This window comes from Dankookia rubra (assembly GCF_004355005.1).
Classification (GTDB): Bacteria; Pseudomonadota; Alphaproteobacteria; order Acetobacterales; family Acetobacteraceae; genus Paracraurococcus; species Paracraurococcus ruber_A.
The window spans coordinates 52750-67201 of record NZ_SMSJ01000023.1; the positions used below are offsets into that span (position 1 = coordinate 52750).

The following is a 14452-nucleotide window of genomic DNA, read 5'->3' on the forward strand; positions in this document are numbered from 1 at the left end:
CCCCGGGCATGACCCCGTCCGCTGACCAGGGCACGACCTGGCGCGTCGCCCTGCTGCTGGCGCTGCTGCTTGTCGCCACGTCGGCGATGTCGCCGCTGCTGGGCGTGCCGGTGCATGGGCGCAACTTCGGCCATGACTCGGATTACGCGCTGACCGCACTCAGCTTCATGGATGCCGGCTGGTCGGCCGGTCGGCTCTGGCCGCGCTGGGTGATGGAGACCAATTTCGGCCTCGGCGGCATCACCTTCTACACCTATCCGCCGGTCGGCTATTGGGCGGGGGCGCTGCTGCGCCGGGTCACCGGCCTCGACATCCCCGGGACGCTGGCGCTGGCGGTTATGCTCTGGCGGCTGGTCTTCCTGCTCGGCTGCTTTCTCTGGCTGCGGCGGCACGTGGCGCCGGGCGCGGCGCTGGCGGCGGCGGCGCTGGCGGCGCTGCTGCCCTATCCGGCGGTGGTCAACCCCTGGATCCGCTTCGCCTATGCCGAGGTCGCCGGCGCGGCGATCCTGCCCTTCCTGCTTTTGGCGCTCGAGCGCGTGGCGGAAGGCCGCGACGGCCGCGGCATGCCTGCCTTGGCGCTGGCCTTCGCCGCGCTGGCGATGACCCATCTGCCGACCTGCGCCCTGGTCGCGCATCTCGCGCCGCTCTACGCCTGGGCCTATGCCGGGCCGCGCGCGGCAATGCGGGTGCTCTGCGGCGGCATCGCAGGCGCCGGGCTCGCGGCCTGCTTCGTCCTGCCCGCCATGGGCCTGCTGCGCGACGCGAACTTCGAGGGGCTGGAGGACGGCACCTGGGAGGGCAGCCTCTTCCTCTATGGCCTGCCGCGCGGCGACTCCGGCTGGATCCAGTTCCTCGTCATCATCTGGTCGGCGGCGGCGCTGGCCGGGCTCGCCACGCTGGCCTTCCGCCGCCTCGGCGGGGTGGCGACGCGCGGTCCCCTGGCACGGGCCGCGCTGCTGCTGCTGGCGGTCTCGGCGGCGCTGATGACGGTGGTGACCCTGCCGCTCTGGGTGGTGCTGCCGCAGCTCCGCTCGATCGAATTCCCCTGGCGGGCCACCACCGTGCTGACCCTGCCGCTCGCCGCCATGGCGGCCCTGGCCTTGGCCGGCGGCCGTCAGGCGGCGCGGCGGCTGGTGCTCGGCCTTGGCCTTGCCTGCGCCGTCTTCGCCCCGGCCTACCTTTGGGCCCGGGTCGCCTTCGGCCATCCGGACTGGCCGCGCTTCCTGCCCCCCGAGGAGCGGCTGGCCCGCGCTGTCGACTCGCCGCGCGGCGTCTCCTCCGAGCACCTGCCCGCCTGGGCGCTGGCGAATGGCTGGCGGATGAAATGGAACGGGACGGAGACGGCGCCGGCGCCCGACCCGCACCCGCGGCCAGCCCTGCCGCCCGGCACGCAGCGCCTGACGGCCGGCTACCTGGTGCCGGAAGCGAACGGGCCGCTGCTGCTGCCGCAGTTCTGGTTCCCTGCCTGGGCGGCGGAGGACGGCAAGGGCGAGCCGGTGGCGGTGCGGCCCGGCAAGGACGGCTTCCTGGAAGTCGCGGTGGACCGGCCGGTGCATGACCTGCGGGTCCATATTGCGGTGACGCCTTGGGAATGGGCCGGCTGGGCGATCACCGGGATCAGCGCGGCGGGGCTGCTCGGCTTCGGCCTCTGGCGGCGGCGGCCGGGGCTGGCCGCGGCGCCGGCCCTGGCGGCGGGCGGTCCAGGCCGCGTGGCAGGGTAGGGACCCCGGCGGCCGATACCTGGGCGGCCCGGTTCAGATGAACTGGCCGCGCAGGAAGCCCAGCGCCGGCAGCGGCGTCCATTTGCGCGGCAGGTCGTGGCGCTTGATCGGCGCCACGCTGTAATGCGGCAGCGGCTGTTCCGAGCGGCGGAGGAAATCCGCATAGGCCCGGACCTGCTGGGCGCGCCAGTCGCGGTCGGCCAGGGCAGCCGGCCGGCTGCGGAAGACCTCCGCGACGCGGCTCGTGCGGCCCACGGTCGCATAGACAGCCCAAAGCGTGTCGTCGTCGCTGCGTCCGACGCTGACGAGATCCCTCACCCGCCCTGGATCGCAACCGGCGCGGCCGACGTCAAGCGCCGCGTGCGACCGGCGGGGCGGCCGGTCATTCCAGCTCCTTCCGCGCCGCCTGCAGCCGGGCCAACGCTTCGGGCCCGACCTTCGGGTATTGCAGGTCGAGCTCGCCGAGTGCGGTCGCCAGGGTGCCGGCTACGACCAGGCGGGTGAACCATTTGTTATCCGCCGGCACCACGATCCAGGGCGCCTCGGGCGAGGCGGTGGCGCGGATCGCCTTCTCATAGGCCGCCTGGTACTCGTCCCAGTGGCGCCGCTCGGCGACGTCGGTGGCGCTGAACTTCCAGTTCTTCTCCGGCTCCTCGATCCGCGAGAGGAAACGGCGGCGCTGCTCCTCCTTGCTCACGTTGAGGAAAAATTTCAGCACCACCACGCCCTGGCGAGCCAGGTAGCCCTCGAAATTGGCGATGTCCTGCAGCCGTTCGTCCCAGATCTTCTTGTTGCCGCGCAGCTTCGGCGGCAGGTTCTGCCCGGCCAGGATCTCGGGGTGGACGCGGGCGACCAGCACCTCCTCGTACCAGGAGCGGTTGTGGATGCCGATCTCGCCGCGCCGCGGCATCGCCAGGATGTGCCGCCAGAGGAAGTCGTGGTCGCGCTCGTTCGCGCTCGGGGCCTTGAAGCTGTCGACCTTCACGCCCTGCGGGTTGACGCCGGAGAAGACATGCTTGATCGCGCCGTCCTTGCCCGCCGCGTCCATCGCCTGGAAGAGGCAGAGCACCGCCCAGCGGTCCTGCGCATAGAGCATGTCCTGCGCCTGCTTCAGCAGCGCGATTCCGTCCTGGAGCAGCGACCTGGCGGCATCCTTGTCGAGGTCGAGCCCGGCGGTGTCGGCCGGATCCCGGTCGGCCAGACGGAAGCCCTTGCCGTCGGTGACGCGGTAGCGCTCGAGGATCTTGCGGACCTGCTTGCTCTTGATCATCGGTCGGCCCCTGGCGTCAGACCGCCGGCCGCACGCGCCCCCGCGCCCCGGCCAGCAACCAGAGGACGGTCAGGCCCTGCAACGACACTGTCAAGCAAAGCGCCCAGGAATAGCCGGCCGGATCCCAGCCGCCTGATGCGCTGCGCGGCCATTGGTCGAGAATGAGGCCGATCGTCGTCTGCAGCAGGAAGACGATGCAGAGCATGCTGAAATTCAGCAGGGTGGCGACCCGGCCGGTCAGCTCCGGCGGGAATCGCTGGGCCAGGACGGAATAGGAGATCGGCCCGGCCGAGCCGACGCAGGCGAAGCCGAACCACAGCAGGGAGAGCGGCAGCACGCCCTGGGGCTGGGCGATCAGCAGCCCCTGGATCGCCAGCATCGCGGCGATGCCGCCGTAGCAGAGCCGCATCGCATCCTTCCCGCGCGCCTGCATCGCCGAGGCGAGCTGCCCGCCGAAGAGCTGCCCCGCCATGATGCCGAGCGCGTAGCAGAACAGCACCCCGGCCCGCGCGTCGTCCCCCAGGCCGCCGACGTCGCGCAGCCAGGGTCCGGCCCAGAGCCCCTGGTAGGTGAAGACCTGGGCCGAGAGCAGCGCCACCGCCGGCATGGTGCGGATGAAGACGGGGTGGCGGGCGATGCGGGCGAACTCGGCGATCTCCACCCCGAGCGGCCGCCGCACCCGCGCCCTGGCGCCCGGGGCCGCCGCCGGCACGCCGAGCCGCAGCCAGAGTGCCGCCAGCACGGCGAGCGCCGCCAGGCCGAGGAAGACGCCGCGCCAGCCGACCAGCGGCAGCACGGCCTGTACCGGCAGGGTCGCCGCCAGCCCGCCCGCCGCGCCGCAGAAGACCCCGGCGCCGGTGACGGCCGCCAGCCGATGCGGCGGATACCATTGGATGGTCGCCTTCATCAGCCCGATCAGTGCGCCGGCGATGCCGATGCCGGTGACGAAGCGGCCGAGGCCGAGCCAGTACGGATCGGGCGCCAGCGCGCAGAGGGCGAAGCCGAGCGCCGCGACCAGCGACAGCACGACCTGCACCACCCGGGGCCCGTGCAGGTCGATCGCCAGCCCGACCGGCAGCTGCGCCAGTGCATAGGCGGCGAAGAAGACCGCCGCCAGCGCGCCGAGCCCGCTCGCCGAAAGGCCGAAGTCCAGCGCCATGGCAGGCCCGAGCGTCGCCACGACGATGCGCGAGGCCTGGTTGATGAAGCCGACCGAGGCGAAGGGCAGGCTGATCCTGGCGAAGGTCCGCAGCTCGGACATTCAGGGCAGCCGCAGCCGCAGGCTGAGCGGGCAATGGTCGGACAGCCGCTCGCGCCAGGCCGGGTCGCGCTCGGCATAGACCATGACGCGCAGGCTGTCGGGGACCAGCCAATCGGGCGCGGCGCCGCCCAGCAGGATGTGGTCGATGAAGCGGCGCGGGCGGCGCGCCCCTGCCCAGCAGGGGTCGGAGAACCCCTCGGTCGCCCGCCGCAGCGGCCCGGCCGGGGCAAGGATGCGGAGGAACTCATCCTCGCCCCCGGACAGCGCGCGGTTGAAGTCGCCGAGGATGGCGAAGGCAATGCCTTCCCGCTGCCGCTCCGCCACCCATCCCGCGAGGATGCCGGCCTGGCGCGAGAGCTGCTCGCAGTCCCGGCCGGGCGTCGCCAGGGCCGCGTCGCGGCAGCCGGCATCGAGGTGGACCGAGAGCAGCCGCAGCCGTTGTCCGCCGGCCTGCAGCGTGATGTCGGTGCCGCGGCGCAGCGAGAAGCGGGCGCGGGGATGCAGGTCCAGCGCTTCCAGGTCCGGGTTCTGCGTCGCCGCCAGGCTCCGCCGCACCGCGAAACCGGCCCGCTGGATGTCCTGCTCGGCGGGGAAGAAGAAGGCGTAGGTGCCGGGATCGAAGACCTTGGCGGCGGCCTCCGGCCCATCCACCTCCTGCAAGGCGACGACGTCGGCGTCGAGCCGCCTGGCATAGCGCGCCAGCAGGTCGAGGTCGCCGGGGCTGCGCACCGGCAGGCCACGCGGCAGGTCCGGGTCGCCGAAGGCACGGAGCGTCAGCCAGGCAAGGTTCCAGGTGGCGAGCTTGAGCTCCGCCGCATGGGCCGGGACGGCGAGGGCGAGCGAGGCGAGCAGGAACAGGAGGCGCATGCGGGCAGAGTGCCGGCAGCGCCAGCCGGTGGATAGGGATTCGGCAGCACCGCGCGTTGTGCGCCGGGACGGGCCGAGGAATGGAGGCGTGGATGCGGCGTATGGTGCTGGCGATGCTGACGCTGGCGGGGCCCGCGGCGGCGCAGGCGCCGAAGGGGCCGGCGCCCATGGCGGAACTCGCGGCCGCGCTGCCGGCCGAGCTCGCGGGCTGGCGGCGCGGCGCGGTGAGCGACTTCGCCGGGCGGCCGGACGGCGCCGGCCTCGGCGCCGCGGTCGAGTACCGGCCGGTGGCGGGTGGGTCCGGGATTGCGACGGTCTATCTCTATGACCGCGGGATGGCGGGGCTGCCAGAGGGCGTCGCCTCCGACCAGGTGGCGGGCGAGATCCGCGCCGCGGTGGGCGAGGTCGAGGCGGTCGGGCCGCTGCGGCGCTTCCAGGTGGCGGGCCGCGGCACGCTGATGGATATCCCGGGCGCCGGCGGCCGACCCGGCCTGCGCTGCGAGCCCCTCCTGCTGGCCTTCGAGGGCGGCAACCGGGCGGACAGCTACGTCTGCCTCGGCGTTGTCGCCGGGCATTTCCTCAAGCTGCGGATGACGCTGCCGGCCTCGGCCGAGGCGCTGTCGGCCAAGGTGGTGGAGGGCTTCGGCGAAGCCCTGCTGGCGCAGGTGGAACCGCCGACGCCGCCGCCTGCACCGACGCGGCGCGCGCGGCGATAGCCGCCGCGGGACGGCTTCAACCTTGACCGAGGGCAGGCATCAAGGCCGGGGGGGAAGCGTGCCTCCTCCGAGCCGCCCCCTGTTCCTTTCGCAGGCTCGGCCTCTGCAGCGCGGCGGATGCCATGCCCACCGACATGGTCGAGGGAGCCGGGGAGGATACCTTTCCCCCCCGGCTTCAGCCGGGGATACGCACCGGCAGGCTGCGAATGCCGTGGATGAAGTTCGAATAGGTCCGCTTCGCCTCGCCCAGCACCTCGATCCGCGGGAAGCGGGCGAGCACCTCCTCCCACAGGATCCGGAGCTGCAGCTCGGCCAGGCGGTTGCCGACGCAGCGGTGCACGCCGAAGCCGAAGGAGAGGTGCTGCCGCGCCTTCGGCCGGTCGATGATGAAGCGGTCGGGCTCCTCGATCGCCTCCGGGTCGCGGTTGCCGGAGACATACCACATGACGACCTTGTCGCCGGCGCGGATGGTCTTGCCGTGCAACTCGAAGTCGCGGCTGGCGGTGCGGCGCATGTGGATCACCGGCGTCACCCAGCGGATCATCTCGGAGACCATGTTGGGGATCAGCCCGGGATCGGCGCGCAACTTGTCCCACTCGGCCGGGTTCTCCGACAGCGCCAGCAGCCCGCCCGACATGGAATTGCGCGTGGTGTCATTGCCGCCGACGATCAGCAGGCCGAGGTTGCCCATGAACTCGCGGAAGGGCATGTCCCGCGTGGCCGCGCCATGCGCCAGCATCGACAGCAGGTCGAAGCCGGGCGGGCGCTCCTTCCGCGTGTTGAACAGGCCGGCCATGGTCTCGGCCATCACCTTCAGCTCGGCGAAGCGCTCCTCCTCCGAATGCACCGGCGCCTCGGGGTCGGTGATGTCGGCGATGGCGACGTCGGACCAGTAGGTCAGCTTGCGGCGGTCGTCGACCGGGAAGTCGAAGAGCGTCGCCAGCATCAGCGTGGTCAGCTCGATCGAGACATGCTCGACCCAATCGAATTCCTGGTTGCGCGGCAACCCGTCCAGCACCCGCTGGGTCCGCTCGCGGATCAGCGGCTCCATGTTCGCCAGGTTGCCCGGCGCGACGATGGGCTGCACCACCTTGCGCTGCTCGTCGTGCTTCGGCGGGTCCATGCGGATGAAGCTGGGCCGCGTCATGTCCTTCGGCTGATCGATCACCTGGATGCCGCCGAGCTCGGAGGAGAAGACCTGGTGGTTCACCTCCGTCGCCATGATGTCCTTGTAGCGGGTGATCGACCAGTAGGGGCCGAAGCGGCTGTCGGCGCACCAGTGCAGCGGGTCCTCCCGCCGCAGCCGGTCGAAATAGGCGTGGTAGCTCTGCGCCTGGTAGAGGCCGGGGTCGCTGACATCGAAACGGTCGAGCGGAAGCTGGAGCGCGCGCCGGTCGGTAACGGCATTCATGGACGGTGGTCTCCCTCGCGGGGCCGCGTCTTTGCGCGGCGCCCAGGGAGCCTAGCGGAAGCCGGCGGCCAGGGGGGAAGGGATTTCAGCCCTTCGCCTTGCCCGCGATGATGGCGCCGGACAGCGTCTCCGGGTTCCGCTCCCACCAGCGGCCGGCATCGACCCAGGTGATGAAGTCCAGCACGGCGCGGTTGAAGGCGTCCGGGTCCTCGATATTCATGGTGTGACCGCAGCGCGGCATGATCAGCAGGGCCGAGGTCGAGATGACCCGCTTCAGGTAGAGGCTCGGCTCCAGGGTCGGGTCGTCCTCGTCGCCGGCGATCACCAGGGTCGGCAGCTTCATCGCGCGGAACCGGTCCTCCAGCTCGAAGAGGCTCGGCCGCTCGCGCTGCACCCCGCGCATGGTCAGCACCGCGCCGTCGGTGTCGTGCTCGGAGAGCTGCGACATGAACTCGGCATAGCCGCGAGGGTCCTTCTCCTCGAAAACCAGCCGGGTCGGGCCGCGGCCATAGGTCCTGGCCATCTTCCACATGCCTTCCTCGGCGATGCGGTCGGCGGTCGCGTCGATCTCGGCGCGGAACTGGTCGCGCTTGCCGGGCTCGGCGCCATAGCCGACGCCGGCCGCGGTCAGGCTGCGCGCGAGGTGCGGGTGACGCAGGCCGAGATGCAGGGTGGCGAAGGCGCCCATGGACAGGCCCACCACATGCGCCGGCGCCAGATCCAGCCCCTTGATGACGGCGGCGATGTCGTCCGTCGCACGGTCCTGCGAATAAGCGGCGGGGTCATGCGGCACGGCGGAGGGCGGGTAGCCCCGGGCATTGAAGGCGATGCAGCGGTAGCGCCGGGCAAAGGCGCGCATCTGCGGCTCCCAGGCCCTGAGGTCGCCGGCATATTCATGCACGAAGACCAGCGGCGTGCCGGTCCCGGCCTCCTCGTAGTAGAGCTCGACCCCGTCATCCGTCGTGACCACCGGCATTCGCCTGCTCCCCCGTTGCAGCGGGAGGCTAGCCGGCGCCCGCCGGCCCAGGAAGCCCGGCCTGCGCAAATTGCATGGCTTCCCAAGGGGGAGGGGGGTTCAAAGGGGACTTGATTGGTCCTATTTGGCTTGGGCGTAGGAGACCGTGCCGTGTTGAGGCTGTCGAAGCTCACCGATTATGCCGTGGTCGTCATGGCCAGGCTGGCGCTTGATGGCGCCGGGCCGGCCGGCCACGTGCAGACCGCGCCCGGCTTGGCCAGCGCGACCGGCATCGCCGAGCCGACCGTTGCCAAGGTGCTCAAGATGCTGGGTTCCGCCGGGCTGGTCGAGGGCGTCCGTGGCGCCCGCGGCGGCTACCGGCTGACCCGGCCGCTGCCCTCGGTGCCGCTCTCCCAGGTCATCGTCGCGGTGGATGGGCCGATCGCGCTCACCGCCTGCGTCGACGGCGGCGTCGGATCCTGCGAGGCGGAGGGCATCTGTGCCGTCCGCGGCCGCTGGGACCCGGTTAACGATGCCATCCGCAAGGCGCTCTCCGGGATCACCGTCGCCGACCTGGCGGGACCGGCGCATTGCCCTGCCGTCCGGGCGACCGCGTCGCTCGCCCCCATGCTTGCCGAATAGGACCGCGCATGCCCGCAGTCACCGAGACGATCGACACCGTCCAGTCCGTCACCGAAGGCGCCTACAAGTGGGGCTTCGAGACGGATATCGAGATGGAGTTCGCCCCCAAGGGGCTGAACGAGGACATCGTCCGCTTCATCTCCGCCAAGAAGAAGGAGCCGCAATGGCTGCTCGACTGGCGCCTCAAGGCCTTCGCCATCTGGCAGAAGATGGAGGAGCCGCTCTGGGCGGCGGTGAAGTATCCGCCGATCGACTACCAGGACGCCTACTACTACGCCGCGCCGAAAGCCGGGCCGAAGTCGCTGGATGAGGTCGATCCCGAGCTGCTGAAGACCTATGCCAAGCTCGGCATCCCTTTGAAGGAGCAGGCCTTCCTGGCCGGCGTCGAGGGCGCCGGCGAGTCGCCCGCCGATGCGCGCATGCCGGTCGCCATCGACGCGGTCTTCGACAGCGTCTCCGTCGCCACCTCCTACAAGGAGCGCCTGGGCAAGGAGGGCATCATCTTCTGCTCGATCTCTGAGGCGGTGCAGACGCATCCCGAGCTGATCCGGCAGTATCTCGGCACCGTCGTGCCGCAGGGCGACAATTTCTACGCGGCGCTGAACAGCGCGGTCTTCACCGACGGCAGCTTCGTCTACATCCCGAAGGGGGTGCGCTGCCCGATGGAGCTGTCGACCTATTTCCGCATCAATGCGAAGAGCACCGGGCAGTTCGAGCGCACGCTGATCATCGCCGACGAGGGCAGCACGGTCTCCTACCTCGAGGGCTGCACCGCGCCGATGCGGGACGAGAACCAGCTGCACGCCGCCGTGGTCGAGCTGGTGGCGCTGGACGATGCCAGCATCAAGTACAGCACCGTGCAGAACTGGTACCCCGGCGATGCCGAGGGCCGCGGCGGCATCTACAACTTCGTCACCAAGCGGGCGCAGTGCCGCGGCAGGCGCAGCAAGGTGAGCTGGACGCAGGTGGAGACGGGCAGCGCTATCACCTGGAAGTACCCGTCCTGCGTGCTGCTCGGCGATGACAGCGTCGGCGAGTTCTATTCGGTCGCCATCACCAACAACCGTCAGCAGGCGGATACCGGGACCAAGATGATCCATGTCGGCAAGCGCACGACATCGACCATCATCTCCAAAGGCATCTCGGCGGGCCGCGGCCAGAACACCTATCGCGGCCTGGTGCGGGTGGCACCGACCGCGAGCGGCGCGCGCAACTTCACGCAGTGCGACAGCCTGCTGATCGGCGACCAGTGCGGCGCGCATACCGTGCCCTATATCGAGAACCGCTGCATGACGGCGAAGACCGAGCACGAGGCGACGACCAGCCGCATCGCCGAGGACCAGCTGTTCTACTGCCGCCAGCGCGGCATGACCCAGGAGGAGGCCGTCGGCCTCATCGTCAACGGCTTCTGCCGCGAGGTGCTGAAGGAGCTCCCGATGGAGTTCGCAGTTGAGGCGCAGAAGCTCCTGCAAATCTCGCTCGAGGGGAGCGTCGGTTAAATGCTGCGTATCGAAGGACTGACCGCCGAGGTCGAGGGCAAGCAGATCCTCAAGGGGATCGACCTCGAGGTGCCCGCCGGCGAGATCCACGCCATCATGGGCCCGAACGGCTCGGGCAAGTCGACGCTGTCCTACGTGCTCTCGGGCCGCGAGGGCTACGAGATCACCGGCGGCAGCGTGACCTTCGACGGCCGCGACCTGCTGGCGATGGAGCCGGAGGAGCGGGCCGCGACCGGCCTGTTCCTGGCCTTCCAGTACCCGGTCGAGCTGCCCGGCGTCGGCAATGCGCTGTTCCTCCGTACCGCGCTCAACGCCGTCCGCCGCGCCCGCGGCGAGCCCGAGCTGGACGCGATGCAGTTCCTGAAGGTGGCGCGCGAGCGGCTGAAGGCGCTGCAGATTCAGGAAGACATGCTGAAGCGCGGCGTCAATGTCGGTTTCTCCGGCGGCGAGAAGAAGCGCAACGAGGTGCTGCAGATGGCGCTGCTGCAGCCGCGAATGGCGATCCTCGACGAGACCGACAGCGGGCTCGACATCGATGCGCTGAAGATCGTCTCGGACGGCGTGAATGCGCAGCGGGGGCCGGGCTTCTCCGCCCTGGTTATCACGCATTACCAGCGCCTGCTCGACTATATCGTTCCGGACCGGGTGCATGTGCTGATGGGCGGCCGCATCGTGCAGTCCGGCGGGCCGGAGCTGGCGAAGCAGCTGGAGGAGACCGGCTACGCGTCGGTGCAGGCCGCGGCATGACGGCGCATCCCATCGGGGCCGCCGGCTTCCTGCACCGCTTCGACGGGCTGCGCGCGCGCCTGCCCGGTGCGCGGCTGCCCTGGATCCAGGCGCTGCGCGAGCAGGCGGCTGATGCCTTCCGCGTCCAGGGCTTCCCGACGCGCCGCGTCGAGGCCTGGAAATACACCGACCTGCGACAGGTCGCCGATGCCGGCTTCGACGAGGCGCTGAGCGCCGTCGACAGCGCGCCGGCGCTGCCGCCCGCGCATGGCGGCGCCCGCGTGGTCTTCGTCGATGGCCGTTCCCGGCCCGATCTATCGACGGTCGATGGCTTGCCCTATGCGGTCGAGAGCCTGGCCGCGGCGCTGGAGGCGCAGGAGGGCCGGCTCGGCAGTCTGGCCCGTCCGGCCGAGCAGCCGATGGCGGCGCTCAACACCATGCTGTTCGAGGACGGGCTGGTGGTCACCGTGCCGGCCGGCGTCGCCGGCGGCGTGCTGGACCTGGTTTCGCTCGGCTCGGCCTCCGAGCGGCCGGAGGCCTTCCACCCGCGCCACCTGATCCGGCTCGAAGCCGGCGCCAGCCTGACGCTGATCGAGACCGCGACCGGCCCCGAGGACGCGCGCTACCTGCACAACCCGGTCTTCGAGATCGAGGTCGGCTTCGGCGCCACCCTGACCCATGCCCGCATCCAGCAGGAGGCGCCGCGCGCCTTCCAGCTGGCGACGGTCTACGCGCGCGTCGAGAAGGGCGGCACCTACGACAACTTCACGCTCAATGCCGGGGCGAAGCTGGTGCGGAACGAGATCCACACCCTCCTGGCCGGCCCGGCGGCGACCTGCCACATGAACGGCGCGCAGCTGCTGCGCGACGGCCAGCATGCCGACACCACCACGGTGCTGGACCATGCCGCGCCCGATTGCGCCAGCCGGCAGACCTACAAGACGGTGCTGATGGGCAAGTCCCGCGGCGTCTTCCAGGGCCGCATCCACGTGCACCAGGTCGCCCAGCGGACCGACGGCTACCAGATGAACCAGGCGCTGCTGCTCTCGCCGGAAGCCGAGATCGACAGCAAGCCGCAGCTGGAGATCTATGCGGACGACGTGAAGTGCAGCCATGGCGCGACGGTCGGCGAGATCGACGCCGACCAGCTCTTCTACCTCCGCGCCCGCGGCATCCCGGAAGCCCGCGCCCGCGCCATGCTGGTCGAGGCCTTCCTGACCGAGGCGGTCGAGGGCGTGCAGGACGAGACGGCGCGGGCCGCGCTGGGCGCGGCGGTGACGGGGTGGTGGGAGGCGGTGGCGTGAGCTTTGACGTTCAGCGCATCCGCCAGGACTTCCCGATCCTGTCGCAGACGGTCCGCGGCAAGCCGCTGGTCTTCCTCGACAGCGGCGCCTCGGCGCAGAAGCCGCGCGCGGTGATCGACGCCATGGTCCGCTGCATGGAGGAGCGCTACGCCAATGTCCATCGCGGCGCCTATTTCCTGAGCGAGGCGGCGACCGAGGCCTATGAGGCGGCGCGCGGCGCCGTCGCGCGCTTCATCAACGCCGCCGACCCGCGCGAGGTGATCTTCACCAGCAACAGCACCATGGCGATCAACCTGGTCGCGCATAGCTGGGGCCGCGGCGTGATGAAGGCCGGGCAGGCCGTGCTGATCTCCGAGATGGAGCACCACGCCAACATGGTCCCGTGGCAGATGCTGCGGGATGCGGGCCGGGGGATCGAGTTGCGCGTCGCCCGCGTCACCGATGCCGGCGAGCTCGACATGGACGACGTCGCCGCCAAGCTGGCCGATGGCAAGGTCGGGCTGGTCGCCATCACCCACATGTCGAACGTGCTGGGCACGGTCACGCCGGCCGAGCGGCTGGTCGCCATGGCGCATGCGGCCGGGGCGAAGATCCTGCTCGACGGCTCACAGGCCGCGGTGCACCGCCGCGTCGACATGCAGGCGCTCGGCGCCGACTTCTACGCCTTCACCGGCCACAAGCTGTACGGCCCGACCGGCATCGGCGTGCTCTGGGCGCGGCTCGAGCACCAGGAGCGCATGCCGCCCTTCCTCGGCGGCGGCGACATGATCTCGATGGTCACGCTCGACCGCGTCGAATGGGCGCCGCCGCCGGCGAAGTTCGAGGCCGGCACGCCGCCGATCGTGGAAGCCGTCGGCCTGCACGCGGCGATCGACTACGTCGCCGCCATCGGCATGCCGGCGGTCGAGGCGCATGAGCGCGGCCTGGTCGACCATGCCATGCGGCGGCTGTCCGACATCGAGGGCGTCGCCCTGCTCGGCCGGGCGCAGGATCGTGGCGGGGTCTTCGCCTTCTCGCTCGACAACGCGCATTCGCACGACCTGGCGACGCTGCTCGACCGCGCCGGGATCGCGGTGCGGGCCGGGCGGCACTGCGCCGAGCCGCTGCATGCCCGCTTCGGCGTCGAGGCCGGCACCGTCCGCGCCAGCTTCGGCCTTTACACGACCGAGGGCGAGATCGACTACCTCGCCGAGGCCCTCACGAAGGCCAGGGAGTTCTTCGCCTGATGTTCGACGATCTCCGCGACCTCTACCAGGAGGTCATCCTCGACCATGGTCGCAAGCCGCGGAATTTCCGCCGGCTGGAGGATGCCGACCGCACCGCGCGCGGCGACAACCCGATGTGCGGCGACCGGCTCGAGCTGTTCCTCAAGCTCGGCCCCGATGGCAGCATCGCCGATGCCGCCTTCCAGGGCCGCGGCTGCGCCATCTCGACCGCCAGCGCCTCGTTGATGACCGAGACGGTGAAGGGCAAGTCGAGCGCCGAGGCGCATGCCTTGTCCGACCGGTTCCGCGCGCTGGCGATGACCGGCACCTGCCCGGATTGCGGCGCCGACCTGGCCGACGAGATGGAGCGGCTGCAGCCGCTCTCGGGCGTGCATGAATTCCCCAGCCGGGTGAAGTGCGCGACGCTGGCCTGGCACACCCTGAACACGGCGCTCGACAGCGCGCCCGGCGAAATCAAGGAGGCGAGCAGTGAGTGACGAGGCCGCCACGACGCCTGCCGTCCACGGCACCTGGACGCCGGAGGGCGAGACCCCGCCCGCCACCCCCAAGGTGAGCGAGGACGCGGTCATCACCATGCTGAAGACGGTCTTCGACCCGGAGATCCCGGTCGACATCTACGAGCTCGGCCTGATCTACGCGGTCGAGATCGAGGATGACGGCAAGGTCAAGGTCGAGATGACGCTGACCACGCCCTCCTGCCCCTCGGCGCAGGAACTGCCGAGCCAGGTGGAGGAGAGCATCCGCATGGTCCCGGGCGTCACCGACGTGGACGTCGAGGTCGTCTGGGATCCGCCCTGGGACCAGGGGCGGATGAGCGAGGATGCCCGCCTTGCCCTGAACATGTACTGAGAGCC

15 protein-coding genes are annotated in these 14452 nt (G+C 70.9%); 9 read left to right on the plus strand and 6 right to left on the minus strand.

What is annotated here, in order from left to right; all coding sequences use genetic code 11:
• Positions 1 to 8: 8 nt before the first annotated feature.
• Positions 9 to 1721 (plus strand): hypothetical protein, encoded by a 1713-nt coding sequence (locus E2C06_RS17550; protein ID WP_133289915.1) that lies wholly within the window; start codon positions 9 to 11, stop codon positions 1719 to 1721.
• Positions 1722 to 1754: 33 nt separating this feature from the next.
• Here E2C06_RS17550 and E2C06_RS17555 read toward each other — a convergent pair whose 3' ends face one another.
• From E2C06_RS17555 to E2C06_RS17570, 4 genes are all read right to left on the minus strand, one after another.
• Positions 1755 to 2039 carry a hypothetical protein gene (locus E2C06_RS17555; protein ID WP_133289916.1) on the minus strand — a complete coding sequence of 95 codons (285 nt, stop codon included), beginning with the start codon at positions 2037 to 2039 and terminating at the stop codon, positions 1755 to 1757.
• Between the two features lie 64 nt (positions 2040 to 2103).
• Positions 2104 to 2991, minus strand: a complete 888-nt coding sequence (locus tag E2C06_RS17560) for a polyphosphate kinase 2 family protein (protein ID WP_133289917.1) — start codon at positions 2989 to 2991, stop codon at positions 2104 to 2106.
• A 16-nt stretch (positions 2992 to 3007) separates the two neighbouring features.
• Positions 3008 to 4252 carry an MFS transporter gene (locus E2C06_RS17565; protein WP_133289918.1) on the minus strand — a complete coding sequence of 415 codons (1245 nt, stop codon included), beginning with the start codon at positions 4250 to 4252 and terminating at the stop codon, positions 3008 to 3010.
• On the minus strand, positions 4253 to 5119 hold the full coding sequence (locus E2C06_RS17570; RefSeq protein WP_133289919.1) for an endonuclease/exonuclease/phosphatase family protein: 867 nt from the start codon (positions 5117 to 5119) through the stop codon (positions 4253 to 4255).
• A 92-nt stretch (positions 5120 to 5211) separates the two neighbouring features.
• Between E2C06_RS17570 and E2C06_RS17575 the strand changes: the two genes are divergently transcribed.
• The gene (locus tag E2C06_RS17575) at positions 5212 to 5835 is read left to right on the plus strand and encodes a hypothetical protein (protein ID WP_133289920.1); all 624 of its coding nucleotides are present in this window, start codon (positions 5212 to 5214) and stop codon (positions 5833 to 5835) included.
• 175 nt (positions 5836 to 6010) lie between these two features.
• Here the strand turns inward: E2C06_RS17575 and E2C06_RS17580 are convergent, their stop codons facing one another.
• A complete protein-coding gene (locus tag E2C06_RS17580; RefSeq protein WP_133289921.1) occupies positions 6011 to 7246 on the minus strand; it encodes a cytochrome P450 in 1236 nt (411 codons plus the stop codon).
• A gap of 85 nt (positions 7247 to 7331) precedes the next feature.
• Entirely contained in the window at positions 7332 to 8222 is an 891-nt protein-coding gene (locus tag E2C06_RS17585) for an alpha/beta fold hydrolase (RefSeq protein ID WP_133289922.1), read from the minus strand.
• A 150-nt stretch (positions 8223 to 8372) separates the two neighbouring features.
• On the opposite strand from E2C06_RS17585, the gene E2C06_RS17590 reads away from it, so the two are divergent.
• Genes E2C06_RS17590 through E2C06_RS17620 form a run of 7 tightly spaced genes read left to right on the plus strand, consistent with a single transcriptional unit; the run spans position 8373 to position 14447 of the window.
• The gene (locus E2C06_RS17590; protein ID WP_133289923.1) at positions 8373 to 8843 is read left to right on the plus strand and encodes an SUF system Fe-S cluster assembly regulator; all 471 of its coding nucleotides are present in this window, start codon (positions 8373 to 8375) and stop codon (positions 8841 to 8843) included.
• 8 nt (positions 8844 to 8851) lie between these two features.
• A complete protein-coding gene (sufB, locus tag E2C06_RS17595) occupies positions 8852 to 10342 on the plus strand; it encodes a Fe-S cluster assembly protein SufB (RefSeq protein ID WP_133289924.1) in 1491 nt (496 codons plus the stop codon).
• A complete protein-coding gene (sufC, locus tag E2C06_RS17600) occupies positions 10343 to 11089 on the plus strand; it encodes a Fe-S cluster assembly ATPase SufC (RefSeq protein ID WP_133289925.1) in 747 nt (248 codons plus the stop codon).
• Positions 11086 to 12372 (plus strand): Fe-S cluster assembly protein SufD, encoded by a 1287-nt coding sequence (sufD, locus tag E2C06_RS17605; protein WP_133289926.1) that lies wholly within the window; start codon positions 11086 to 11088, stop codon positions 12370 to 12372. Before sufC ends, sufD begins: the two co-directional genes overlap by 4 nt.
• Complete coding sequence (locus E2C06_RS17610) at positions 12369 to 13598, plus strand: aminotransferase class V-fold PLP-dependent enzyme (protein WP_241671335.1); 1230 nt, start codon at positions 12369 to 12371, stop codon at positions 13596 to 13598. Before sufD ends, E2C06_RS17610 begins: the two co-directional genes overlap by 4 nt.
• Positions 13598 to 14074, plus strand: coding sequence for a Fe-S cluster assembly sulfur transfer protein SufU (gene sufU, locus E2C06_RS17615; protein ID WP_133289928.1), 477 nt, complete (start codon positions 13598 to 13600; stop codon positions 14072 to 14074). The genes E2C06_RS17610 and sufU overlap by 1 nt, the downstream gene beginning before the upstream one ends.
• Positions 14067 to 14447, plus strand: a complete 381-nt coding sequence (locus tag E2C06_RS17620) for an SUF system Fe-S cluster assembly protein (protein ID WP_133289929.1) — start codon at positions 14067 to 14069, stop codon at positions 14445 to 14447. The genes sufU and E2C06_RS17620 overlap by 8 nt, the downstream gene beginning before the upstream one ends.
• Positions 14448 to 14452 lie beyond the last annotated feature (5 nt).

Excerpts from the sequence above, each read along its gene's own strand:
- sufU (WP_133289928.1), top strand. The coding sequence starts at position 13,598 with ATGTTCGACGATCTCCGCGACCTCTACCAGGAGGTCATCCTCGACCAT.
- E2C06_RS17550 (WP_133289915.1), top strand. The coding sequence starts at position 9 with ATGACCCCGTCCGCTGACCAGGGCACGACCTGGCGCGTCGCCCTGCTG.
- E2C06_RS17565 (WP_133289918.1), bottom strand. The coding sequence starts at position 4,252 with ATGTCCGAGCTGCGGACCTTCGCCAGGATCAGCCTGCCCTTCGCCTCG.
- sufB (WP_133289924.1), top strand. The coding sequence starts at position 8,852 with ATGCCCGCAGTCACCGAGACGATCGACACCGTCCAGTCCGTCACCGAA.
- E2C06_RS17575 (WP_133289920.1), top strand. The coding sequence starts at position 5,212 with ATGCGGCGTATGGTGCTGGCGATGCTGACGCTGGCGGGGCCCGCGGCG.
- E2C06_RS17560 (WP_133289917.1), bottom strand. The coding sequence starts at position 2,991 with ATGATCAAGAGCAAGCAGGTCCGCAAGATCCTCGAGCGCTACCGCGTC.
- E2C06_RS17580 (WP_133289921.1), bottom strand. The coding sequence starts at position 7,246 with ATGAATGCCGTTACCGACCGGCGCGCGCTCCAGCTTCCGCTCGACCGT.
- sufC (WP_133289925.1), top strand. The coding sequence starts at position 10,343 with ATGCTGCGTATCGAAGGACTGACCGCCGAGGTCGAGGGCAAGCAGATC.
- E2C06_RS17570 (WP_133289919.1), bottom strand. The coding sequence starts at position 5,119 with ATGCGCCTCCTGTTCCTGCTCGCCTCGCTCGCCCTCGCCGTCCCGGCC.
- E2C06_RS17585 (WP_133289922.1), bottom strand. The coding sequence starts at position 8,222 with ATGCCGGTGGTCACGACGGATGACGGGGTCGAGCTCTACTACGAGGAG.
- sufD (WP_133289926.1), top strand. The coding sequence starts at position 11,086 with ATGACGGCGCATCCCATCGGGGCCGCCGGCTTCCTGCACCGCTTCGAC.